Origin of the sequence: Aeribacillus sp. FSL k6-2211, assembly GCF_037966125.1 — a bacterium.
GTDB classification, from domain to species: domain Bacteria; phylum Bacillota; class Bacilli; order Bacillales; family Aeribacillaceae; genus Aeribacillus; species Aeribacillus composti.
The window spans coordinates 1,619,225-1,644,246 of sequence record NZ_CP150190.1 but is presented as its reverse complement, the minus strand read 5'-3'; the positions used below and the strand labels follow the sequence as shown (position 1 = coordinate 1,644,246).

At 41.5% G+C, this 25,022-nt stretch carries 19 protein-coding genes and 3 pseudogenes; 9 read left to right on the top strand and 13 right to left on the bottom strand.

The annotated features are described in order from the left end of the window. Window positions 1-38: 38 nt before the first annotated feature. Complete coding sequence (locus NSU19_RS08015) at window positions 39-842, top strand: transposase (protein ID WP_339199687.1); 804 nt, start codon at window positions 39-41, stop codon at window positions 840-842. Window positions 843-949: 107 nt separating this feature from the next. Continuing rightward, window positions 950-1,633, top strand: a pseudogene (locus tag NSU19_RS08010) (transposase); the annotation flags it as partial. Window positions 1,634-1,635: 2 nt separating this feature from the next. Here NSU19_RS08010 and NSU19_RS08005 read toward each other — a convergent pair. The 3 genes and pseudogenes from NSU19_RS08005 to NSU19_RS07995 form a co-directional block, all read right to left on the bottom strand. Further along, the gene (locus NSU19_RS08005) at window positions 1,636-1,866 is read right to left on the bottom strand and encodes a hypothetical protein (RefSeq protein WP_339199990.1); all 231 of its coding nucleotides are present in this window, start codon (window positions 1,864-1,866) and stop codon (window positions 1,636-1,638) included. Then, window positions 1,842-2,171 (bottom strand): hypothetical protein, encoded by a 330-nt coding sequence (locus NSU19_RS08000; RefSeq protein WP_339200069.1) that lies wholly within the window; start codon window positions 2,169-2,171, stop codon window positions 1,842-1,844. Before NSU19_RS08000 ends, NSU19_RS08005 begins: the two co-directional genes overlap by 25 nt. Next, window positions 2,164-2,379 (bottom strand): annotated as a pseudogene (locus tag NSU19_RS07995) (PH domain-containing protein); the annotation flags it as partial. The pseudogene NSU19_RS07995 and the gene NSU19_RS08000, both read right to left, overlap by 8 nt. 420 nt (window positions 2,380-2,799) lie before the next feature. Between NSU19_RS07995 and NSU19_RS07990 the strand changes: the two are divergent. Then, window positions 2,800-4,029, top strand: coding sequence for an IS110 family transposase (locus tag NSU19_RS07990; protein WP_339199683.1), 1,230 nt, complete (start codon window positions 2,800-2,802; stop codon window positions 4,027-4,029). Between the two features lie 140 nt (window positions 4,030-4,169). On the opposite strand, the gene NSU19_RS07985 is transcribed toward NSU19_RS07990, so the two are convergent. The 3 genes from NSU19_RS07985 to NSU19_RS07975 form a co-directional block, all read right to left on the bottom strand. Then, window positions 4,170-4,445, bottom strand: a complete 276-nt coding sequence (locus tag NSU19_RS07985; protein ID WP_245566479.1) for a hypothetical protein — start codon at window positions 4,443-4,445, stop codon at window positions 4,170-4,172. A gap of 246 nt (window positions 4,446-4,691) precedes the next feature. After that, complete coding sequence (locus NSU19_RS07980; RefSeq protein WP_233504918.1) at window positions 4,692-4,829, bottom strand: LacI family DNA-binding transcriptional regulator; 138 nt, start codon at window positions 4,827-4,829, stop codon at window positions 4,692-4,694. A 263-nt stretch (window positions 4,830-5,092) separates the two neighbouring features. Further along, complete coding sequence (locus tag NSU19_RS07975) at window positions 5,093-7,264, bottom strand: YhgE/Pip domain-containing protein (protein WP_339199680.1); 2,172 nt, start codon at window positions 7,262-7,264, stop codon at window positions 5,093-5,095. Between the two features lie 239 nt (window positions 7,265-7,503). Here NSU19_RS07975 and NSU19_RS07970 point away from each other — a divergent pair, with 239 nt between their 5' ends. Continuing rightward, window positions 7,504-8,673, top strand: coding sequence for an IS256 family transposase (locus NSU19_RS07970; protein ID WP_339199677.1), 1,170 nt, complete (start codon window positions 7,504-7,506; stop codon window positions 8,671-8,673). Between the two features lie 324 nt (window positions 8,674-8,997). Here NSU19_RS07970 and NSU19_RS07965 read toward each other — a convergent pair. Then, window positions 8,998-10,363: pseudogene (locus NSU19_RS07965) on the bottom strand (ISLre2 family transposase). Between the two features lie 684 nt (window positions 10,364-11,047). On the opposite strand from NSU19_RS07965, the gene NSU19_RS07960 reads away from it, so the two are divergent. Together NSU19_RS07960 and NSU19_RS07955 are read left to right on the top strand one after the other, a co-directional pair. Continuing rightward, window positions 11,048-11,989: a Gfo/Idh/MocA family oxidoreductase gene (locus NSU19_RS07960; protein WP_063386903.1), complete on the top strand. Its 942-nt coding sequence runs from the start codon at window positions 11,048-11,050 to the stop codon at window positions 11,987-11,989. Between the two features lie 652 nt (window positions 11,990-12,641). Then, window positions 12,642-13,883, top strand: a complete 1,242-nt coding sequence (locus NSU19_RS07955; RefSeq protein ID WP_066249019.1) for an MFS transporter — start codon at window positions 12,642-12,644, stop codon at window positions 13,881-13,883. Between the two features lie 408 nt (window positions 13,884-14,291). Here the strand turns inward: NSU19_RS07955 and NSU19_RS07950 are convergent, their stop codons facing one another. From NSU19_RS07950 to allC, 6 genes are all read right to left on the bottom strand, one after another. Further along, a complete protein-coding gene (locus NSU19_RS07950; RefSeq protein ID WP_339199674.1) occupies window positions 14,292-15,641 on the bottom strand; it encodes an allantoinase in 1,350 nt (449 codons plus the stop codon). 52 nt (window positions 15,642-15,693) lie between these two features. Beyond that, the gene (locus tag NSU19_RS07945; protein WP_066249026.1) at window positions 15,694-16,746 is read right to left on the bottom strand and encodes an ABC transporter substrate-binding protein; all 1,053 of its coding nucleotides are present in this window, start codon (window positions 16,744-16,746) and stop codon (window positions 15,694-15,696) included. Between the two features lie 17 nt (window positions 16,747-16,763). After that, complete coding sequence (locus NSU19_RS07940; RefSeq protein ID WP_339195139.1) at window positions 16,764-17,609, bottom strand: ABC transporter permease; 846 nt, start codon at window positions 17,607-17,609, stop codon at window positions 16,764-16,766. A gap of 14 nt (window positions 17,610-17,623) precedes the next feature. Continuing rightward, entirely contained in the window at window positions 17,624-18,346 is a 723-nt protein-coding gene (locus NSU19_RS07935; RefSeq protein WP_066249032.1) for an ABC transporter ATP-binding protein, read from the bottom strand. A 201-nt stretch (window positions 18,347-18,547) separates the two neighbouring features. After that, window positions 18,548-19,792 (bottom strand): alanine--glyoxylate aminotransferase family protein, encoded by a 1,245-nt coding sequence (locus NSU19_RS07930; RefSeq protein WP_339195136.1) that lies wholly within the window; start codon window positions 19,790-19,792, stop codon window positions 18,548-18,550. Between the two features lie 20 nt (window positions 19,793-19,812). Next, a complete protein-coding gene (gene allC, locus NSU19_RS07925) occupies window positions 19,813-21,060 on the bottom strand; it encodes an allantoate deiminase (protein WP_066249038.1) in 1,248 nt (415 codons plus the stop codon). Window positions 21,061-21,238: 178 nt separating this feature from the next. Between allC and NSU19_RS07920 the strand changes: the two genes are divergently transcribed. The 3 genes from NSU19_RS07920 to uraD all read left to right on the top strand — a co-directional run bounded on the left by NSU19_RS07920 (window position 21,239) and on the right by uraD (window position 24,894). Then, window positions 21,239-22,855 (top strand): PucR family transcriptional regulator, encoded by a 1,617-nt coding sequence (locus NSU19_RS07920; RefSeq protein ID WP_094245587.1) that lies wholly within the window; start codon window positions 21,239-21,241, stop codon window positions 22,853-22,855. A 246-nt stretch (window positions 22,856-23,101) separates the two neighbouring features. Beyond that, window positions 23,102-24,364 carry a nucleobase:cation symporter-2 family protein gene (locus NSU19_RS07915; RefSeq protein ID WP_339199988.1) on the top strand — a complete coding sequence of 421 codons (1,263 nt, stop codon included), beginning with the start codon at window positions 23,102-23,104 and terminating at the stop codon, window positions 24,362-24,364. Between the two features lie 20 nt (window positions 24,365-24,384). After that, window positions 24,385-24,894 carry a 2-oxo-4-hydroxy-4-carboxy-5-ureidoimidazoline decarboxylase gene (gene uraD / locus NSU19_RS07910; RefSeq protein WP_339195131.1) on the top strand — a complete coding sequence of 170 codons (510 nt, stop codon included), beginning with the start codon at window positions 24,385-24,387 and terminating at the stop codon, window positions 24,892-24,894. Window positions 24,895-25,022: the final 128 nt, after the last annotated feature.

The window sequence follows — 25,022 nt, the reverse complement described above, 5'->3', positions numbered from 1 at the left end:
ATTGACCAAAAAACATTCTACAGAAAGGACGATTTCTTATGAATAATCAAATGACTATTCAAGAAAATTATAACACGCAATTAGAAATGACTCTAGAGGGTATTCAAAAAATAGAGGTTCAAAAGAATAAGAAACGCAAAAAACTAGTTTTCCAACCTTATTGCAATCGTCAAGTCATGAGCATTTTAGATATCGAAATGTATATTCCTGAAAATCATGTCGCCCGTTTAGTGGATGAAATGGTGGAATCGATTCCGGATGAAGTGTTGTATACTCATTATGTTGGTGGGGGTCGTGCACCCTATCACCCTAAAATGTTATTGAAAGTGATTTTATATGCGTACACTCAAAATGTTTATTCAAGTCGGAAAATAGCGCAAATGGTGAAAGAAAATCTTCCGATGATGTGGTTGGCGGGATTGCAAACCCCTGACCATCGCACAATAAATGATTTTCGTAGTGTTCGTATGTCAAACATGATGGATTCTGTATTTGAACAATTTGTCCTTCAACTAGTAGAACAAGGACTTATCGACCTCGACCATATTTTTGTGGATGGTACGAAAATAGAAGCGAATGCCAACAAATATACGTTTGTATGGCGAAAATCCGTAGAAAAATATGATCAGAAACTACGAGCCAAAATTCAATCGTTTCTACAAGAAGCGCACCAAATCGCCTTGGAGGAATTAAAAGAAGAACAATTAGAAGAAGAATTAGAAAAATCATCGGCACAACTTTCTGAGAGAATAGAAGCTTTGGAAAAAGATTATAAACAGGAAGAAGACAAAGAAAGAAAAAAGAACTTCGCTCTAAAAAATCCCAACTCACCAAACAACTGAAAACGATTCAAACGGATTATCTTCCACGATTACGAAAATACAAAGTACAAAAACAGATTCTAGGTGAACGAAATAGCTACTCGAAAACCGACCATGAGGCCACTTTTATGCGAATGAAAGAGGACCATATGAAAAACGGCCAACTCAAGGCGGGTTATAATGTTCAACTCGCCACACAACATCAATTTATCGTGGGATTTGAAATTTATCAAAATCCAGGAGATACTCGCTGTTTCCAACCATTTATGGAAAAGTTATTGGAATCGATGCCGAAGGAAAAGAAACTCAAGTATGTCATTGCCGATGCAGGATATGCGAGTGAAGAAAACTATTTATATGCGATTGGCGAAGAAAAAGAACCTCGTTTTGAATTATTAGCCCCATACCAAACCTATTTGAAGGAACAAAGTAAAAAGTTTAAAAAGGATTTATCAAAAGTACAAAACTGGAAATACATCGAAGAAGACGATTGCTTTATCTGTCCGAACAATCGGAAAGTCGTATTCAAGTATTATCAAAAAAGAAAAAATGCATCTGGATACATACAAGATTTGAAAGTGTACGAGTGTGAAGATTGTACGGATTGCCCGTTGAAGAATGGGTGTACGAAAGCCAAAGGAAATCGTCGAGTATATTGGAACACGATTTATGAAGAAATGAAAGCGAAAGCCAAAGCAGCTCTTGGTGACGAACAAAAGGCAGCTCTTTATGCGAAGCGTAAAGTGGATGTCGAAAGTGTGTTCGGTAACATCAAGGGCAATTTGCGTTTCACTCGATTTCTGTTACGGGGGCTTCATAAAGTCCGAACAGAATTCGGGATTGTGGCAATGGCCCACAACATACTGAAATGGGCCGCAAATTCCCAAACCAATTTCAAAAATAAGGAAACAGAGCGAATGGAAAAACTCATTGTTTTCTCCATTCGCTCTGTTTTTATGGACTTTTTAGACAAGCCCTCCGCTTCTCCCAGCTGATTGCCAGCTGTTTCTACATTTACTTTTACAACTCCAAACATTCTTTGCAGAAAGCCTTGTGATATGGAAATGCCTTGAATGCGTTCAAAAGGAATGTACCGTTTTTTCTTACAAAAACGCCATATTCGATTCGCAATTCCCCTTCTTCCAAACGATAGGTAAAGCGAATCCAAGAAACAATTCCAATGACAATCGTATAAATGATAATGGCAAACGGCACGGCGATATCCCACATAGAGGAAATCGTTTTATTCCCGACAATAATGACGAGAATGATCGGTAAAATCGCGTCTTTCAGTTGTTTTACGATATTGGCTACAACGGAAATGGGGTGCAGTCGTTTTTTCTTAGACATCTTCATCCGCCACCCTCGCCAATCTGGAAATAGAATAACGCAGCTCCTCCGCTTCCTCCTCATCAAGTGCCGGAATTTCATGCACCGTTGCGGCAGTGGAAATGGTGACGGATGCCAGTCTGTATTTTTTTAATAATGGCCCTTGACTTGAATCAACATGCTGGACCCGAATCATTGGAATCAATGTACGTTTCACGACAAACAGTCCTCGTATACTAAGTTTCAGAAAGTTTTTTTATCGAATTTCCAGTCCGATACGCTCCTTGACAATCGCATATCTTGGGTGGTTACCTTTGTGGGAGGGGCGCGCCCCTCCCACAAAGGGTTCAGCGTACCGGGGTTGGACTTTTCGCAATGTTCCTGGATAATGGTCTTAGGATCATCGGGGATACTCTTCTCACTCCTGTAGCTTTGACTACTTGTAAAGTCTGTCTTCCCGGCTCCTGTTTGGACGTCTAACCCGCAGGCTGTTCCCGTTGGTTTTCCCCATGCTGGAAGGAGCAGCTTCCAGGGCAGCCCATGGTCCAACGTGAGTTCTCATATGCGAGGGTGACTGGTCAACAGGCGCGATCCGGGGGCATCCCGAAGAGTCCAACCCCTCGATCCTACAACAATAGGAGGTGATCTCATGAAACTCTACGTCGGGATCGACGTGAGCTCACGCGACTTAGCCACCTGCATTATGGATCATGAAGGAAATACGTGCGCACGCTTCAAAGTGGATAATCATCTTCTGGGCGCCACCTTCCTTCGGGATCAAATCCTCCTGTGGGCTAACAAGCGAAAGCCAACCGAAATTCTGATCGGGATGGAAGCCACCTCGGTCTACAGTTGGCATCCAGCTATGTTTTTCCACCAGCAGGAGGCCTTGCAGGCTTGGAACGTCAAGGTGTTTACGATCAATCCAAAGCTCATTCGCAAGTTTAAAGAAGCCTATGTCGACTTGGAGAAAACGGATGACATCGATGCTTGGATCATTGCGGATCGGCTTCGCTTCGGCCGTCTGAAGATGACGGCTGTCCTCAAGGAGCAGTTTCTCGCGCTTCAGCGACTGACACGCATGCGATATCATCTCGTCCACCAGTTAACCCGTGAGAAACAGTATTTTCTCCAGCACTTGTTTTACAAATGCAGTTCCTTTACCCAAGAGGTGGACAGTTCGATCTTCGGACATGCCATTCTCGAACTGCTGCTTGAGTCGTGGAGCCTCGATGACATCTGCCAAATGGATGTCAAGCAGTTGGCCGACTTCCTGCGCCAAAAAGGGCGCAATCGCTTTGCCGATCCGGAATGCATCGCCAAGTCGATTCAAAAGGCGGCCCGTTCGTCGTATCGGTTGTCCAAGTGTGTCGAGGATTCCATCGACTTGCTGTTAGGGCTGTCGATTCAATCAATCCGCAGCCTGCAATCGCAGCTCAAAGAGCTCGATAAAGCCATTACCCGCCATCTTGAAGGCATTCCGAACACACTGCAAACCATCCCAGGCATCGGACCGGTTTATACCGCAGGCATCCTGGCCGAAATCGGGCAAATCGAGCGGTTTCACAACCAGGCCGCCTTGGCAAAATATGCCGGCTTGACATGGTCCAAGCACCAATCGGGCCGTTTTCAAGCCGAGGACACCTCCCTCATTCGTTCCGGCAATCGCTATCTCCGTTACTACCTAGTGGAGGCTGCCAACTCGGTGCAACGGCATGATGCGACGTTTCGTGCGTACTACCGGAAGAAGTATGAGGAAGTGCCCAAACACCAACATAAACGAGCCCTCGTCCTCACCGCTAGAAAACTCGTGCATGTGATCGATGCGCTGCTACGCAACGGTCAAATCTACACGCCAAGAAAGGGGGAAGATCGATAAGAGGATCGATCTGGTATACCAATATCAACCTTTAGACCCAGTTTATTACATGTACCAATACTGGGTTTCTTCAGTATTGCCTTTTTTCGGATCATCGGACAAGGGAATTTCCAATTTCTATGATTTTTCACCTTGACATATTACCGCAGGACTTTTTGAATCTCGATTTCCTGTTCACGCACTTCATAACGCCATCTCCGCCAACGCAATGCGGGAATAAAGAAGATAAAAAAATAGCCTTCTCCAATCAATATAATAATCAGCATCGGAATAATCCATTTCGGTCCGTCAAAAACGATAATAAGGACAATGATAGCCGCAAAGACGATAAAAGAAACGGCCAATCCGATCATGCCGTATATCCGCCATACCGATAGCGCTCGTTCGGAGATTCTTTTTCCGGGCTCTCCATTCATGATTTCTCTATCCCCCTTAAACAAAGACAATCCATCGACGTAATGGTTATACGTATTTAGTATACAAGAAGTTTCCATCTTTAACTATCTGTTACTGTAGAATAACAAACTTTTGGAAAAGCAGGAAAATGAGCATGTTTCAAGAAAAATTATAGGATCGAAGCCATTGGAGAACGTGAATGATAAACCACTACGCTTATATTGTTCGTTCGCTGCGAAACCATCGCCCTTGCCAAGGCATTTGGTTTATACTGCAGCTCCTTCATCTTTAATACTTTTTTCACGCGTCTCTGGACTTGCAACCCCTTTTCCCGAAATGATGCGCGAAACCGTCGACTTCGAAACACCAGCCCTCAACGCGATGTCTTTAATGGTGTAGCCCACTAAAGTTAGCCTCTATACCGTTTGGTCCGGTTCGTTTTCAAAGCCTCATTCCAAGATGGATATTATACATGCATTCATTTGTCAAATCATTTGCAACTTCGTCATGAAAAAAGGCACGAATCAAATCCGTGCCTTCCGCCGTAACGAATCTATTTTTTTTAAAACAGCGTCCATATCCGCGCTGGCTGTTTCTGTTTCCCATCGATGGCGTCATCGGATATAAACAAAAAAGCCAGGCGGTCATTTTGCCTATGCCGCATGGTTTAATGAAACAATCCGCTTTTTTTCGCTTTCGCATGCAGCGAATGCATGTATTTGTTCAACGGTTCTTTCAGAAGCGTACCTAATAAGAGAGCCAGGACGGCAAACATCATGAGACGAACCGCATCGTTTTTCACTTTTCCCCACACAATGCCGCCGACTGCTTCGCGCATCAAATCAATCGCATACGTAAACGGCAAAAACGGGTTGATGTTTTGGAAAAATTCCGGAATAAGCTGAACCGGATACGTCCCCCCTGCTCCGGCGATTTGGAAAACGAGCAGGACGATGGCCAGCGCCTTGCCGACGTCGCTGAATACTGATACGAGCGTAAAGACAATGACAATAAACACAAAGCTGCATAACAGCCCAAAGAGGATGAACCAGCCGGAGTCATGAATATAAATATTCTTTAAAAGAAATACATCTCCTAACGTGACAATAAGCGCCTGAATACTGCTGCATGTCCAAAACGTCAGCAGCCGGCCAAAATAAATTTCTCTGCTGGTATACCCTTCTGCCTCATAAGGTTCGGTAGAAAGTAACGACACTAACAGCAGACAGCCCACCCATATGGACAAGACGGTATAAAACGGGTTCATCCCCGATCCATAGTTCGGAAACGGAAACAATCTATGCGTCTTTAAGTCGACGGGATGGGCCAAAAATTCACCTTTTGCTCTTGGATCATTTTTTAATAAACGAATGATGTCGTAGATGTTTGTCTCTTTTTTCAATTTTACAAGAAAGGAAGCGATATCGTTGACTTTCCGCGCAAGAAACGGATACTGATCGCTTGCCGTCTGCAACATTTCTTCCCCCTGCTTGAGACCGCTGCCGGCGTGCTGAAGAAACCGCTCTAATTCCAGAATGGTGTTGGCGATGTCCGCGAGTATGCGGCGGGCGTCTTGAAGCGTCTGCTTCGTTTCGTTCTTTTTTTCTTTCATGAGTGGTGCGATATGTTGCTCGTATTCATTCATCACCCGATCGACTTGCTTTACCGCAGCTGCCGCCCGCTCATTTAGGTCGGTGAGAAGATGGTTGCCTAGCTGCGCCCCGTTTTCACTTTGCTCGTACGCTAACTTGGCAAGGCGTTGTGCTTCTCTTAAATTGGATTTTATGCCTGTCAGACGGCCGGACAATTGTTCCATATTGGCGGAAGCCGTGCGAGAGAAAGCTCGCTTTTCGATCATGTTATTGAATATGCGAAGCTGTGTTTGCGCTTCATCTGCCATTTGTTCCCCAGCTGCGGCCATGCTCTGGACGTCGGAAAGCCATTGCCGCTGCTGGGCAAGGGAAAGGTTTTCTTGCAGCTTGTTAGTTACGGCATAGATGGACATGGCGATTTGCTGCAGCGTACGCAAATTTTCCGTGATTTGCGGCGTCAATGTCTTTGCTTTTGCTTCCGCTTTCGTGAAAAACTGATTCATTTCATCAAGAAACGCAATGCCGCTGTTGACGATCCGTTTCGCTTCGGGAAGCGTTTTTTCCGCTTTATTGACGAGCCGTTCCGCCTCTTTCGCGTCGGACATCGATTGGTTTAACAGCCGCTTGATTTCCGGCAGCTTCGTCTGCAGCTGAAAAATCAGGGTCTCAAAATGGCGAATATCTGGCAGCTGTTGTTCTAATGCCACCCCCGCTTCATGAAAGATAGAAAACAAAACGCTGTTGACAACAGCGACAAATTGATCGCTTACTTGCTCGGTGATGGTGCTTGCTCCTTTGGATGTGATTCTCGGCGCAATCGCGTTCTTTTTGTCATTTTCATAGTAATGAATGACGGCCTGCTCCGGCCTATCTTGCACAATGGTAGCCAATTTTTCTGAAAAATCGCTTGGAATGACGATCGTCGCAAAATAATCGCCATAGCGGACGTTTTTCATTCCTTCTTGTTTGCCAACAAATTTCCAGCCTAAGTCATGATTGTTTCGTAGCGCCCTAACAATTTCTTTTCCGGCGTTAAACGCATGTCCTTGAATTTTTGCCCCTTTGTCTTCATTGACAATTCCTACTTTAATGTTTCTCGTGTTGGCATACGGATCAATAGAAGCTTCGATATTCACCCACGCATAAAGCGATGGCAGAAGAAGCAATCCGCCTACCAATACCGCCGCTACCCAGTTTGTTGCTATTTGCTTCATATCGTGAACATAAAGATTCCATATCTTTTTCACGAACCTCAACTTCCCTTTAGTGTGATTAAACTGCTTTTGTTAGTATAAACCAATGAAAAAAAAACTAAACATAAGCGGCGGATTGGAAACGAGCACAGTATGTTTACAAAAAACTGCTGGCTAACCAGCAGATGATGTATAAAATTTTGTGTAAAGCATTTTGCTAGACCAAAAGAAAAAAGGTAGGGTATTCTCTGATTTGGACCACAACACATTCCAGAGAAAGGAGAACCCTACCTATGTCTAAAAGAAGTATACCGAATGTCGACTGGGCAAATCAACTGGAAAGTGTCATTCGTCAGTTTGTAAAGGAAAAATTAGAACTGATCATGCGGGAAGAAATCAAGAATTTCCTCGAAATAGAACAGGCCGGAACATCAAATATGAGAAACGGCTACTATCAACGAAATCTAGATACGCAATATGGCCGGATTGAAGGTCTTTTGGTCCCTAGAGACCGAAACGGAGAATTTCAAACCCAATTGTTCGCTCCTTACCAACGCCACACCGGCTGGCTGGAGGAAGCCATCATCAGGATGTATCAAAGTGGCATGAGTACGCGTGAAATTGGCAAGTTTATTGAACGAATTTTAGGCAATGCCTATTCTCCCGCAACAATCAGTCGTATTACCGATGTCGTGAAGGAAGACATCGAGAAATGGCACACTCGCCCTCTACACAAGCGTTATTCGGTCTTATATTTGGATGGCTTATACGCAAAACTTCGTTGCGAAACCGTGGAGAAAGAAGTCATTTATGTGGTGTTAGGGGTGAATGAAGAAGGGTATCGCGAAATTCTTGATTTCTTTGTGGGAGGACAAGAAAGTGCCTATGTATGGCAGGAAATTCTTCAAAACCTCTACAAAAGAGGCGTCAAGGAAGTGCTTCTGGGCGTATTCGATGGACTACCGGGTCTAGAGGAAGCCTTTAAGGCGGTGTATCCGAAAGCCGATGTACAGCGTTGTGTCGTTCACAAAGTCCGTAACACGCTCAGTCGTGTTCGGAAAAAAGACCAATTCGAAATGGCGGAGGATCTGAAACTCATTTATCGTTCTCCGAATAAAGAAATCGCATTGGAGATGTTTCAACAGTTTCAATCCAAATGGTCTCGCGAGTACCCAAGGGAAGTCCAATCTTGGGCCAATGAGTTGGATGTCCTCCTTACATTTATGGATTATCCAAGCAGTATTCGAAGTGTGATTTACACGACCAATGCCATCGAACGAACGATCAAGGAGATTCGGAAACGCCTAAAACCGATGAACAGTTTGAATAGTTTAGAAGCCGCTGAAAAAATCGTGTATTTGACCATTCAAGATTTTAATGAGAAATGGGCAGGGCGAAAGTTGCGAGGATTTGCCGAAGCGCATGAAGCCCTCGAGCGAATGTTTGAAGAACGTTATCATTAACCAAATATTGTAAATAAACAAAATAAGGGGATTCTCCCTTTCCACACAAGAGACTGAATATTCAGTCTCTTGTGTGGAGGAAATATCCCCCCTCTATTCTAAATCCATTTCAGAGATACCTTATCTATCTTACATTACACAAAATTCTTGACGGTACCAATGTTTATGTGTCCGCTTGAGTCAGTCAAGATTTTGTGGGAACTTTTTTGGTTCGCTGAAAACAGGTGTAAGTCATAGATTGGCGAACCATTTTTTTGAATTTCATCCGTAAGCGCTTTCGGACTCTCATCCCTTGCCATGACAGACCGATATGTATACCTTTTTTTACCATCCCTTGAGTTCAGACAGGGCATGATAGATCGGAGTCCCGGACGATTGCTGTAAATATGGCTTGTTTCCGCGTTACCTCTGGAAGAAGACGGCGGATGCGTTGTTTCGCCTTGTTCACGATCGTCTGTTTGGTAGATGCCGTTTCCTCCGCCGGATGCGACGATTCTTCTCCGAAACGACGTCCGAAAAGACGAATCCCATCCATCCGGGCAATCATTGCCTTGAAAAACGTCCTGAGTCCCTTGTCTGTCCAACTGCGGCGGTATTTCACCCGATACGCCAGCTGGCTCATCACGCTTTCAGCCCTCCCCATCGGATACATGCCCGTTGTGTCCACTCCTTGCTCCTTCAGCCATTCCCGGTAATCACGGATGCATCCCGGCATCGATTCGATCCGGTGGATCAAGGCAGCCAGCTGTTGTTCTTTCGCTTCGTCCCCCAGCGTGCCGAGGGCGCTGTTCAGTTCCACAAGCAGCTTCTCTTCATCCTGCTTCGCCAGCTTTTGCCGAATCGCCTGCCACCGTGGATGGCCCGAGAGGCATTGGCGCAACTCACGCGCCACGTGGAATCGATCCAATTGGAAGCAGACCCGTCCTTTGAAATACTCCCGGCATGCGGTAATCCATGGAGCGCCGTCCCCGTTGATGACAAGAAGATCCCGACACGGATCATAGGCATATTCGTTCATCAAAAATTCCTCGAAGCCTTCCCACACCTCCCTCTTGCCCTCATGGACGTAATGGCGCTGATTCACGAATTCGATCCGTGAGCCGTTGCGCTTCCACCCTTCGTGAACGGTCAGGATTTTGTCTTCCTTGGCCCGTTTTCCCTTCCCTTGGCGAGAGACAAACAGTCCATCGGCCTCCACAAACAGCACCCGTCCATATCGCTGGTCAACCGGGCAGTGCAGCGGAACTTCAGCCTCGAGCACCAACTGGCGGATCGCCTCATGGCTCATCACCGGATACCCGACCATCTGGGCAAGCGTATGAGCCGCTTTGCGATAGGAAGAGCACTCCATAGCCAATCCCACCGCTGTTTCTTCTAGACAAGGGCTGATTGACTGTGATCCATCAAACGCTAAAAAGGAGTCAAGCAAAAACGTGTAACGGTTTTGTTCTCGGTCTAAATAGTAGTTTCGCTCAAAGGTAACTTCGCCAAACAGGGTTTGAATCGTGGTGCGTCGTTTGTCTTTCAAGTGGTACCGGCGCTTGTCCCGGGTTTCCGCCAATTGTCGGTCGATGTCCTCCAACAAAGCCGTAAACAGCTCGGTGAAGGCGTTTTGCAAGGCTCGAAACAAATCAAGTTCGATCTCTTTCCATGTCAACGAATTTGTGGTAAGATGTTGTTGAATATTCATGGGACTCTCTCCTCCTGTTTGTGGTGTGGTCAATGAACATCTTACCAGGGAGAGAGTCCTTTTTTCATGTTTCCTGCTTGGGATCCTACCGCGCTTTGCTTGGTGGCCCCGATGAGGGGGATTGCGAACCTACGTTCCCAACCCCCTCATCGGGGAATTCTAAGAATTTCTCCCACAAACATTTTACTCACACGATGCGAGACAAAGGATTACCAAGCTGCTTAAGCAAGTCGTGAAGCAACTTCTCTAAATATTCGTAACTTTTTCTTCCGTTTCCAAAATTCCATACCGTTCTTTTTCAATTCCCGCAATGTTTTTCCTTGCGTATTCGGTGCCAAGGCAATCCCGAACCGAATAATCTTAAGGGTACCAATAATACGGCCAGTATAAATGTAATGGTCGGTCCGATTGACCAAGCGAGTTGGGTTGCTCCCACTCTGAATGCCGGTTTATCCTTTTCAGAAATTCGATCAAAACAGATAAGCAGATGAAAAGAAACTGTCGTTTACTCTTTTTTTCGGGACTTTTCAGACAGCTCTTACTATGTTAGTATGTTTTGGCTTTTATTGACATGGAGTTTTAAGTTAGTTCAAAAAAAAAAGATAATCGAATAAAAAGCTGCTGCAGAACATGTTATAATATGATATTCATGTACAAATATGAACAATAAAGGTGGGATTCGTTATGAGATTTGGTATTATAGGAACAAACTGGATTACCGACCATTTTATAAAAGCTGCAAGCGCACACCCGGAATTTTCCCTCGGCGCTGTTTATTCGAGAACAATGGAAAAAGCAAAAATGTTTGCCGAAAAATATCAAATAAAACACGTGTACACCAACCTTGAAGAAATGTTTCAAAGCGGCAATATTGACGCCGTTTATATTGCATCCCCCAACAAATTCCATGCCGAACAAAGTATTTTGGCCATGAAAAATAGAATTCACGTTCTTTGCGAAAAGCCGGCAGTAACGTCCGTGCAAGAAATGGATGAGGTCATTCAAACAGCCAAAACTTACAATGCCATGTTTATGGAAGCGATGAAATCAACCGTTACACCGACCTTTTTAAATTTAAAAAAACATCTTGACGAAATCGCTCCGATCAGACGATTTGTTTTCCATTACAATCAATATTCTTCACGATATGATAAATATAAAGAAGGAATTATTGAAAACGCCTTTAAACCGGAATTAGGAAACGGTTCGAAAATGGATTTGGGTGTATACTGCTTAGCACCAATTGTTCATCTAGTCGGCGAACCAAAATCCATAGTAAAAAATCACTATTACTTATCCACCGGTGCAGACGGTCAAGGAAGTATGATTTTAAATTATGATAATTTTGAAGCAGTCGTAATGTATTCCAAAATAACAGACTCCTTTTTCCCTAGTGAAATCCAAGGAGAAAAAGGTGTTATTGAAATTGACAAAATCAGTGATCCGAAGAAAGTTGTCATCAAATATCGAAACGGTGAAATAAAAGATTTAACCGTGGAACATAAATTTGAAACGATGTATTATGAAGTAGAAGAATTTATAAACTGCGTGAAAAACGGCAAAATTGAATCCGATATAAATAGTCATGAACGGACAAAACAAGTTGTGAAGCTGTTGACGATGTAGTGAAATTCCTAACGCCAGTGGAAAAATGCTAATGAAATGAATCGCAATCGACTTAGACGGCACACTTTTAACAACTGATCATATGATTAGCGAACGAAACCGTGAAGCAATTGTAAATGCACAAACAAAGACAAAGCCTCTTTACCCATTTAAAGGCAGAAGAGGCTTTCTGTTTTTCTCTCCGCTATTTTCTTTTCCGCACGTTCAATCATTGTTGGCACGGCTCCTTTTGAAACATAAATAATTGGCAATTTGGCTGTATGATAAATAATGGCCTCCAGACGTCAAACAAACTTCTCTCTTTCGATTTGCTTGCAATTCCTCATAGTGAAGATAAAAACCCCAAAAAAGTGTTATATACGCATTTCATTTTTAATGCTTGATTGATTATTTTTAGGAAAACTTTGCCAATCCTTTGATTTGCATCGGTTGAACAGAGATTTTTGCACGATTGGGGGCGACGACAATTGGCTTATTCAAATCACTGAGACCTTCTTCTGTAAAATAACCACCATCTCGGAATATGAACTGATTTTTGTCGCGATTGACGGAGAAAAATATTGGAAAAAATGGCTTGACTTAAACATCCAATTCGGTAAAATAGAAAAAATATTGAATCTTTAAAATTTTGAAGTTAGGAGACTAAACTAAAATGATGTTACGATTTCACTATGCTTGGGTTATTTTATTTGTCACGTTTTTATCTCTTTTAGCTGTTCAAGGTGTTCGTCTTTCTTTCGGGGCTTTTGTTGAACCTTGGGAAAGGGAATTTTCAATGGACAGAGGGACGGTATCGCTAATTTCGACATTAAGCTTTATCGTTTATGGACTTTCCCAACCATTTATAGGAAGGTTAGTTGATAAATTTGGGCCTCGTATAATCCTTTCTGTCAGTACTTTTTTGGTGGCAGTTAGTATTCTATTAACAGCTTTTGTCCATCATCCATGGCAATTGTTTATTCTATATGCCATATTTGTATCACTTGGGGTTGGCGGAGCGTCAAACGTGGCTGCAACAGTAGTCGTTACAAACTGGTTTAATGAAAGACGAGGATTTGCTTTAGGGATTGTCGAAGCAGGGTTTGGAGCCGGACAAATGCTGTTGGTACCAGGATCTCTATTATTAATTCAATGGTTGAATTGGAAAGCAACGGTCATCATCTTGGGATGTTTTTTAATGATTGTTGTGTTTCCAATTGTCCTGTTAATTTTACGAAACCATCCTAATGAAAAAGGTATGTTGCCAATTGGCGGAATGGATCAAGAAGAAAGCACAACTGAACAGCCAAGTAAATTCAATGATTTTTCAATTTGGGATGCTTTTCGTAAAAAACAATTTTGGTTCTTGATTTTACCATTTAGCGTTTGCGGTTTTACCACTACAGGTTTAATGGATACACATCTTATCCCTTATGCCCAGTTGTGTGGAGTTCCAACAAGTGCGACTAGTGCAGCAGTAACTATATTGGCTGCTTTTAATATTGTAGGAATACTATTTTCTGGTGTGTTAGCAGATCGCTGGAGTAGTCGAAAAATGCTCATCTGTCTATATGTTATACGGGCATTATCGTTGTTTATTCTATTCTATAGCTATAACCCTCTGCTATTAATTATTTTCGCTATCGTTTTTGGATTGGTTGATTTTTCCACTGTTGCTCCTACACAATTGTTGGTCACGCAATACTTTAAACAACACTCTGTTGGTTTTATCATTGGTTGGCTATCTTTCAGCCACCAAATTGGATCAGCACTAGGAGCCTATGTGCCGGGTTTACTATACAGTTACCACGGGAATTATAATGTTGCTTTTTATTTTTCAATAATCATATTAGTCATTTCAGCAATCCTCACCTTCTTTCTTCCTGAATTTTCTAAAGAAAAGGTAACGATTTAGGAGAAGGCACCTATGCGATTTTTTGGAGACCTCGAACCTGTTGTCACTCGGCAAAAAAGCTGAACAAATTCGTAAGACTGACCTATTCATTTATTTATTGGGCCAACCTCAATATTCGCAGATCCCCTGTTCACATTTTTATTTGCCTAACCAAACTTCCTGTTTCGGTTTTCCGACAAGTCCTTTAAGGCTGCAGATAACGTGCTAAAAATTTTTTTGAAAACTTTTCACGGAACATGATTGCAAAATGGAGGATACGGAAAACGTTCAAAAAAAAGCTGTCCAGAAAGTCAAAATCCATTGAAAACGAAACATTATAAACATTGATATATCAACGTTTCTAAAACATTAAAGGGGCGTTTATAAGCCGGAAAATCGACTTATTAGACAGCCCCCTTACCCTTTCCATCATAACTTCAGCCATTGGCCAAGAGGCTTGGAAGCCCGTATGCGCCCGTTGTCAAATACCAATTTCCCCCGTTGAAATGTCGCAAGGATTTTGCAAGGAAATGTATGATTGACATATAAACTATGCTTGTGTTTTTGAAGCAAACTGTTTTTCTCGACTGTGAAGGAGTCTTTTAAACTTATAATCACAAAATCTGCGTCTTTTCCTTTTGCAATTTCCCCTTTTTTCCCGTCCAATCCAAATCGTTTGGCGGGTCTAGCAGATGTCCAATGAATCAGCTTCGGAAAAGGAATGCGATAGCGAACCGCTAGTTCGATCATCGCCATCAATGTAAATTGTCCCCCGCTGATTCCTCCCCAAACATTGAAAAAATTCGTTTCATCTTCTTTCAAGCTCCATGGCGACGGGGAATGGTCGGATGCGACAAAGTCAATCTGATCTTTTAAAAACAAATCAACCAATTTTTTTTGGTCGCTTAATTCGCGCAATGGGGGAGCGCATTTTGCAACCGCTCCAAGCTTTTTCGTATGTTCATGGTCAAACAAAAGATAATGCGGGCACGTTTCCAATGTGACATCAAGTCCTCTTTTCTTCGCTTGCTGGATTTCTTCAACGGCTTCTGCACTGCTGATATGAACGAAATGCAAAGAACAGCCGGTCTGTTCCGCAAATGTAATGGCTTTTCTGACAGCTAGCCATTCCGCAGCAATCGGTCTTGATTGTAAATAATCGTCCGGACCGAATTTTTCTTGCCGCTCTTTTTCTCTCTGCAAAAATTGCACCATTGCACCGTCTTCTGCATGAAGAGCCAAAATTTTACGCAAGCCGGCGATCGTTTTCATTCCATTCAAGAGCGTATTATCATCAACCGCTGCGAACTCTTTATTGCCGCTCGGAGACATGAAAGCTTTAAATCCGACAACTCCTTTTTCGGCAAGAGGCGCTAAATCATTTTCATTGCCCGGAACAAGCCCGCCCCACAATCCAAAGTCAACGAATGACTTTTCCTCGCCTATTTTTCCTTTTTGTCGAAGAGCTTCAAGATCAGTTGTAGAAGGGACACCGTTCAGCGGCATATCAAAAAACGTTGTACAGCCGCCCGCTGCAAGCATAGATGAACCTGTTGAAAAGCCTTCCCAATCCTCTCTGCCCGGTTCATTGAAATGAACATGGACATCAATCAATCCGGGAAAAACGTATTGGCCTTCCGCATCCCAAACGACATCGGCTTCCCCGTCAATGTCATCGCCAATTTCAACAACAATGCCGTCTTTAACAGCTAAATTTGTTTTTTTCACTTCGTCATGAAACACAACGCTGCCGTTTTTGACTATAAGATCGTAGATCATTTTTATCAAACTCCATTTAAAATAAAAATTTTTCCATCATGCTTTTTTCATGTTATTTGTTATTCATAAGTTCCGGTTCAACTTCTTCTAATAATGAAAAATCAATATAATCTTTCTTATTTGGGATATTTTTGATATTTCCTACACTCAATAAATATTCTCCTACTTCAGAACCATTGCTTTTGTTCATAAAGGAATCGTCGACTTGCATTGTATAAACATTTCTATTCATAATTTCCTTTAACTCGCTTTCTTCTAAATGAAGTTCAGGCGCTAAAATTTTAATTGCTTCTTCTCTATTCTTATTAATGTAATCTGTAGCTTTTATTAAAGCCCTAATGATTGCTTTTACCGTATTCGGATTTTCTTTTAGGAAATCATCCGTTACTTGCAGTGTTGTATGAACACTCATCCAATCAACAGATTTTTCTTTTTCATCAAAATTGTCAACCGTACCGCTAAATAGTAGTTTTCCTCCGCTGTTGATAGCCTTCGTTATAAACGGTTCCCAAGCAGCCATTGCATCAATATCACCTTTTTCAAGAGCAGTTAAAGCATCGCTAGGAGCTAGGTTCACAAAATTTATCTTTTTTATGTCAACATTATAATCGTTGGCCATATTTTGAATTGCAATCATTACATCAGCACCACTAGGAATACCTATTGATTTTCCTTCCAAATCTTTTGGAGAATTAATTTCAGCATGCTTGCCCGCTACAACCGCTTGTGTTCCTGCAATTTGTGCAAGCGGAGCTACGATTTTCACCTTAACGCCTGAGGAAGCTAAAATAATATCCATAAAATTTGTTTGTAAACTAACCGGAGCACTTCCACCAGCAATCATAGGTCCAATATCTGGTCCGCTTTCAATTAATTGGTTTGTTACGTTTAGCCCTTCTTCCTTAAAAAATCCTAACTTATCTGCAATGATTTGTTGTGAAGAAATTTGCGCATCTCTTACCCCTACTAATGTTATATCCTTCACTTCTAGTTCATCACTCGCTTTATTACTATTTTCACTAGTTGTTGTCGAACTGTTTGAACCGCACGCAACGATTGCAAACATTGTCAAAAAAACTAGGCAAAAAAGAAAAATTTTTCTCATTTATAATTCCTCCCTTATTATTTTTCTACAGCATTTTCAAATCCGCCTGTTCTCCATTTCAATAGTTTTTTCTCAATCACTTTTAATAACAAGGAAAAAAGACTATATTCAATACCTATTAAAATAATAGCTACATACATATTTAAAATTTTCATATAGTTTCGAGCGTCCACAATAATATACCCTAAACCACTTTTTGCACCCATCATTTCTGAAACCACTAATGCTGAAAAAGCCAATCCTAAACTTATTTGACATCCAGTAAAAATATTTGGTAATGTTGACGGAATAATAATTTTCTTAAATATTTGTCTATCATTTGCGCCTAAGCTTAATGCAGAACGAATATAAGAAGAATGAACACTTTTAATTCCATCAATTGTATTCGTCATAACTGGAAAAAATGTTGTCCAAGCAATTAATATAATTTTTGGAATTTCGCCAATTCCGAACCAAATAATAAATAAAGGCAGCAACGCTAAAGCTGGAATAGGACCGATCATGTTAAAGACAGGCATAAACCAAAATTCAATCTTCTCTACCCTTCCTATCAATAATGCGGCAATCACCCCGAGAAGAACTCCGATTGCAAAGCCAATTACTATTCGGATCGTACTCGACACAATACTGTCTATAATTAATCCTGAATGAAATAGTTCTACACCATTTAGAAATATAAGTGAAGGCGGTGGAAAAAAAACGGGATTTACTATGGAAAAATTTATATTTAATCTTGTAATGACTTCCCATAAAACAAAAAAAGCAATTATTGGAATAGCATGTAAATATTTTTTATTTCTAACCTTGCCCACTTTTTTCGTATAGACAGAAACTGCTTCTTGTCTGGCCGCCATATTTTTCATAAGCTTCCTCCTAACTAGCTGACAAAATGCTCTTCTAAATTCTCCATCAAAATACTAAATTCAGGATCACGATAATTTCGAGGACGGGGTAAATGAATCTCTAATTCTGTAGCAATCATTCCATTTTTCATGACAATCACTCTATCTGCAAGATAGACAGCTTCAGCTAAATCATGGGTAATAAATATAATAGTAGGCTTTACTTCTTTCCATATACGAATTAGTTCAGTTCTCATATTTTCACGGGTAAACATATCTAACGCTCCAAAAGGCTCGTCCATTAACAAAATTTCAGGTTCTCCGGCTAAAGCTCTTGCAATGCCGACGCGTTGTTTCATACCTCCTGAAAGTTGTTCAGGATAATGGTTTGCATAGTCTGATAAACCAATTAATTCTATATAACGTAATGCTTTTTCCAATGCTTTCTTTTTTGGCATCCCTTGCACGATTGGTCCAAAAGCGATATTTTCTAAAACAGTGAACCAAGGGTATAGTGCATGATCTTGAAAAACGACTCCTCTTTCCTTGGAAGGTTTTGTTACAAAAGATCCGTTTACCTTAATCACTCCTTCATCTGGTTTAATAAATCCCGCAATCAAATTTAATAGAGTTGATTTTCCGCCGCCACTGCTTCCCAATACACAAATAAATTCATGCGGTTGAACAGTAAGGTTTATCCCTTTTAAAACAAGATGATCATTATAAAACTTTTTTACATTTTCAACTATCAATGTCATATTTCTCATCCCTTTATGTAACTTTTATTAACGCAAAATGAAACTATATTGGTATATTATACGTAATTCTTTGATTTATCCACTGTCAAAATAAATAAAAATTAAAAAAGATTTTGTGTAAAATATCAAAAATTAAAAAAATCGAACAACTGTTTTTGGTAACAATTGTTCGATCAACATGTTAAAAAGTATCATAAATATCTAAGATGATACTTTACTTTTTTGTTTCCCATACATATTCAGCGCTGCTTGTGCTCCTTCACCTCTGTTTATGCGAACACCGTGATAGATGAGAACTGCCTCCAATGCTGTCAGCAGCTTGAGAATATTTTCTTTGCGGCAGCTGTAGCCCATTGTACCGATCCTCCAGATTTTTCCGTGGAGCGGGCCAAACGAGCTGGCAATTTCAATCCCGAATTCATCCAGCAGCATGCGGCGCACGGATTCTCCATCGACGCCCTGCGGTATGTTGACGCATGTGACGGTCGGCAGTTTAAAGCGTTTATCGCCGAACAATGTGAGTCCCATTGCTTCCAGCCCGGCCATTAATGCCCGTTCATGGAGGCGGTGGCGTGCAAATCGATTATCCAATCCTTCCTCCATAATAAGCCTCAAGCCTTCACGCAATGCGTAAAGCATTGATGTAGCTTCCGTATGATGATTTAATCGCCGCGGGCTCCAATAATCTTGAAGCTGGCTTAAATCAAAATAGTTGCTAATAATTGTTTGACCTGTGGCCATTTGCTGATCCAATTCCGTCCGAATTCCTCTTTCTACCTTTTTACGCGACAAAACGATTTTTTCAATTCTGTCATTATATGTGATGGGAGCCATCCCTGATGGAACCGATAAGCATTTTTGCGTCCCGCCGATCACGCCGTCAAGCTGCCATTCGTCGACATTCACGTCCGTTCCTCCAATTGTCGCAACCGCATCGACTACAAGAATTACATCCATCTCCCGGCAAGCTTTCCCGATCTCCTCAAGCGGCTGCATGCACCCCGTTGAGGTTTCCCCATGGACGATCGCGACTATTTTCGGCTGAACCTTCTTTATTTCTCTAATTACATCCTCCGGGTCAAACACCGTTCCCCATTCGCGCTCAATTGTAGTGACATCAGCCCCGTAACGTTCGCATATTTCGGTTAATAAATAGCCGAACCGGCCGTATATCGGGATCAGCACTTTATCGCCCTGTTCGATAATGCTCGCCAGCATCGCTTCAATGCCCGATCTGGAGGTTCCATCGATAGGGAACGCCCATTGGTTGTCCGTACGAAATAAATAGCGAAGCATTTCCATTACTTCATTCATGATCGAAGTAAATGCAGGATCAAATTGGCCTAAAATCGGCGTACTCATCGCCTGCAAAACTCTCGGATCGACTTCAACAGGCCCCGGTGTCATGATCGTTCTATTAGGTGTCTGTAGAGGCAGAAATTTCATTTCGTCCACAATCCTTTCTTTTAATATGCCAATCTATATAAATAATGGATTAAAAACTTAACGCCGCTTTCTAAATGAGCCGCTGCGGTATATTCCTTCGGCGAGTGGCTGATTCCGTTATGACTCGGGACAAAAAAAAGCGCAGTCGGACAATAGGTTCCGAACATTTGCGAATCATGTCCCGCTCCGCTAACCAAGATTTCATGAGACAGATTTTGCTCTTCTGCAATTTCTTTTGACAGTCTCAGCAATTGTTGATCCATTTTGACCGGCTTGACGTTCAGCCATTCATTTAACAAAATATCGACATTGTATTGTGCGCTCACATTTTTAAAATGACGTGAAAATGTTGAACAAAATTGCTCCAATAGTTCTTCTTCGTGATGACGGATATCGATCGTAAAAACGACTTCACCTGCAATCACATTCGGAACGTTAGGTTCAACCTTTATTTTGCCGACGGTCACTCTTAGTTGGTCGCACACCTGTTTGGCTTGTTTCATTAAATAGGTAATCAGTTCAGAGGCAATGGCCACCGCATCTTTCCGGCAGGACATCGGGGTTGTTCCTGCATGGTTGCTTTCACCGACAACCTTTACTTGATAGCGGCGTTGACCAACAATGTCGCTGACAATGCCCAACGATTTTTTCTTTTTTTCTAACACAGAGCCCTGTTCGATGTGCAGCTCAATAAAGCATTGAATATCGTTTCGAAATGGCTGGCGAAATCTTTCCTGTCCAAAACCGCATTCATTCATTGCTTGCACAAACGAAATCCCTTTAGAATCAACAATTTTTTGTATATGTTTAAAAGAGCGCCTCCCCGTTACAGAGCCTGACCCCCAAAATGTAAGCGGAAACCGGCTGCCTTCCTCTTCACATAAGGATACGACCTCAATCGTTTTTTTTGGTGTTCCAAAACGCTTTAATAAATAATGAGTCGCCAACAAGCCGGCAATAATGCCGTATGCGCCGTCATATTTTCCTCCTTCAATAACCGTATCGATATGCGAACCAGTTAAGATTGTTTTGGAGGATGGAGATGATCCTTCTGCTCGGCCGAACAAGTTGCCGACGTCATCAAAATATGGAGCTAATCCGCATTCCTCCATTTTCTCCTTCAACGCTTCCTGCGCTGACAGCCATTGTTCGCTATATAACAGCCGGGTAACTCCGCCTTTTTCCGTTTTACCGAATGTTGCAAGCCATTCGATCAGCCTTTCAACTTCCTCTTCAAGCTGAATGGGCCCAAGTAAATGAACTGTCATATCTCTTCCCTCTTTTCTATTCAAAATGAGCAAATATCCTTGTTACATTTTGTTCCATAAAATGTGAATTTACTTTATTTTATCGTTATTCTTTTTCATATACATTGGCAATTTTGATATAAATTTCACCATCTTTTGTGCATGTTCACTAAAATTTGAAGACAAAGGGGCTGAAAAAATGAAAATTTCCGAAATATTAAAAATTCCCGTTATGAAAAATGCCAAGCTCATCGCCGGCCATAACGGAAAAGATCGAGAAGTTTTCAGCGTCAATATGATGGATGCACCGGATATCATCGATTTCCTTAAAGCGAATGAACTGCTTGTAACAACTGCCTTTCATTTAAAAGACAATCCGAATGATCTGCTCGCACTCATCAAAAATATGGCGGATCAGCAATGTGCAGGGTTGGCAATTAAAATGAAGCGATTTTTGGAAGAAATTCCGGAGGCTTGCCTGAAGTATGCAAATGAAAAAAATTTCCCAATTATTGAATTGCCGATTGAGGTTACGTTAGGGGAAGTTGTGAACCAGACATTAAGCTATATATTGGACAAACGGACAAACGAATTGCTCAATGCGATTGAAATCCATCAGCAATTTACAAACCATATTTTAAGAGGAAAAGGGCTCGTCTCATTACTGGAAAATTTGGCAAACTTGATCGGCTGTCCAATTTTACTGTTGGATCAGCACTTTCAAATGATTGCTTCTTCATCTTCCGTTACATCGAGTCTGCCGGAAATCGAGGAAATGTACACAGACGGATTTCGCTTTTTCTTACAGCCAAGCTCTTACACTTGTTTTTCCATTATTTCTAGTAAACGAACTGTTTCCGTTTTTCCCATTTACACTCATGAAAGCAACAGCGGATGTTTAATTGTTTTTGATGCCATTCCTTTTCACAGTCCTTCGCTTGTGTTGACGATTGAACAAGCGACAAATGTCATTTCATTTGAATTGATGAAAAAAAATGCTCTTAAACAACATAAACGAAAAGTTCAAAATGAATTTTTTATCAATTTTACAGATGGCGCCTTTCAATCAAAAGAAGAGATTGTCATTAAAGCAAAAGAATTTAAAATTCGCAATGATCAATCGTATTTTTGTGCAGCAGGAAAATTGGATGAAAGAAAAAAATCATTAACGTTTACACAATTCCATAAAGAAAATGAACGGATTTTTGAATTTATGGAAAAAGAAGCTGATGCGTTCCCAAATCCTGTTCATTTTTTTGTGAAGGGGAACGTAGGCATTTTGCTCTTCCCGATTCAAAAATCATGGCTGGAGCTTCATTCTTCCATCATGCCGTTTTTAAAGGAATTGCAAGCGAAAATTAGAAGCAGGTTCCAACGGACTGTCTCATTCGGCATCGGCAGTCTTTGCCAGCAATTTTTAGATGTAAAAAAAGGCTATAAAGAAGCGTTGGAAGTGCTGGAAGAAGAACAGTATTCCGGAAATCAAGAATTCATTCAAATTCATAAGAAAAAAGATATTTATACGTTATTGAAAATGATTCCAAAAGAAGAGCTGATTGATTTTTACGAACAGATTTTGACAAACCTTTCAGACCCGGCAGACACTGAAAAACAGGCTCTGCTGCAAACGTTGTTTTTATTTTTGGAAAATCATTGTCAAATTTCTGAAACAGCCAAAAAGCTTTTCGTTCATCGCAATACGGTGATCTATCGATTAGAAAAATGCGAGGAGCTCATCGGAAAAAGCTTAAAGGATCCAGAAGCCACTATTAGCCTCCGCTTGGCATTCCGCATAAAAAATTTGCTTCAATTATAAAAAAATTGAGGCAAGAGCTTTAGTAAATGAAAATGTAATTTGTCTATAAAGTTTTAGATACATTAACTAAATTTTGCAAAAACGATTATGTAATTCAACCAATGACTTCACTACATCGTTCTTTTATTATGAAAAACAAATAACATCTAATGTTAGATTTTTTTACATAAGAGGAGGAGAGGTCACTTGACAAATAAAAATGGAGGAATTCATCTTTTTTCACTTGGTTTGCAGCATGTACTGGCGATGTATGCAGGCGCCATTGTTGTTCCTCTTGTTGTCGGAGGAGCGTTAAACCTTTCGACGCAGGAGCTGTCATATCTAGTTGCGATTGATTTATTGACATGCGGAATCGCCACCCTGCTGCAGGCGTTCAAAACAAAATATTTCGGCATTGGTTTACCTGTCATATTAGGTGCTTCATTTGTTGCTGTTACACCGATGATCGGGATCGGAAAAGAGTACGGCATCAATGCAATCTATGGATCGATCATTGCCGCAGGAATATTCATTATTCTTTTTGCTCCGCTCTTTGGCAAAATAACAAGATTATTGTTCCCGCCGGTCGTGACAGGTACAGTTGTCACCCTTATAGGACTGTCCTTAATACCGGTCGGGATTAAAAACATGGCGGGCGGTGCAGGAAGTCCGAAATTTGGCGATCCGGAAAATTTGCTCCTTTCATTTGGGGTTTTTCTTTTGATTTTGTTTATGAATCGATTTTTCACAGGCTTTTTTCGGGCAATCTCTGTGCTTATCGGGATTATCGCGGGTACGGTCGCCGCGGCTTTTATGGGAGGGGTTGATGTGAAAGAAGTAATGCAAGCTTCATGGATTCATTCTCCGAAATTTTTGTATTTCGGTCCACCTACTTTTGAGCTTGTGCCGATCTTAACAATGACATTAGTGGGCATTGTCATCATGATTGAATCGACTGGCGCCTTTTTAGCCCTAAGCAAAATTTGCGGAAAAGATCTTAGCGACCAAGATCTTGCGCGCGGATATCGTGCCGAAGGATTGGCTTTCATCATCGGCGGTTGTTTGAACGCTTTCCCGTACAACACGTTTGCTCAAAACGTCGGACTTGTGCAGCTGACAAATATAAAAACAAGAAGCGTTGCGATCGTTGCCGGCTTTATACTTGTCACCCTTGGATTTATTCCGAAAATTGCTGCTTTTGCCACGATGATCCCAACATCTGTATTAGGGGGAGCAATGGTGATCATGTTTGGCATGGTCGTTGCTTCAGGCATTAAAATGTTAAGCACTGTTGATTTTCAACAGCAAAGCAATTTGTTAGTAATTGCCTGCTCCATTTCCCTCGGATTGGGTTCCACAGTTGTTCCTGATTTGTTTGCACAGCTGCCGCCTATGCTGCGAATTCTTTTTAGTGATGGGATTATAACAGGCAGTCTTACAGCCATCTTTTTAAACTTATTTTTTCACCATTTCTCACTGAAAAAATCTTCTGCTGCCGAACAGTTAAAACCGACAACGATCAAATTTTAAAAACGAAAGGAGAAAGCCGAATGGACATAGAACAAGTTAACCAACTCAGTGCGGCTGAATTTATTGAGAAGCTAGGCGGGATATTTGAAGATTCAACATGGGTGGCAGAAAAAGCAGAAAAATTCCGCCCGTTTTCTTCCGTGCAATCGCTTTTTTCCAAAATGGCTGAGATCGTGGATCAAGCTGACGAACCCGAAAAATTGGCGCTTATTCGCAATCACCCTGCTTTAGGCGCAAGAACAAAAATGACCCGATTTTCGCAAATAGAACAACAAAAAGCGGGACTGCAAAAACTGACAGATGAAGAATACGATCGATTGTTAAAATTAAACGAAACGTATATGGAAAAATTTCAATTCCCGTTTATTTTGGCTGTGCGCGGCAAAACAAAGCAGGAAATATTTGCATCGATTGAACAGCGAATCAAAAACAATGCGGAAGCAGAGATAGAGCAAGCAATAGCAGAAATTAAAAAAATTGCCTATTTTCGACTGAAGGATATAGTGAAAGAAGAGAGAAACCTATGCTGACACGTACATTCCATTTTGATAGAACAAATTGACTTTCGTTATTTTTGATCTTTTGCACAGTACGAAGCCATATCTTTTTAAGCGCCATAAATGGCGGTACAACTGAATCTGCTGAGAAATAATAACCA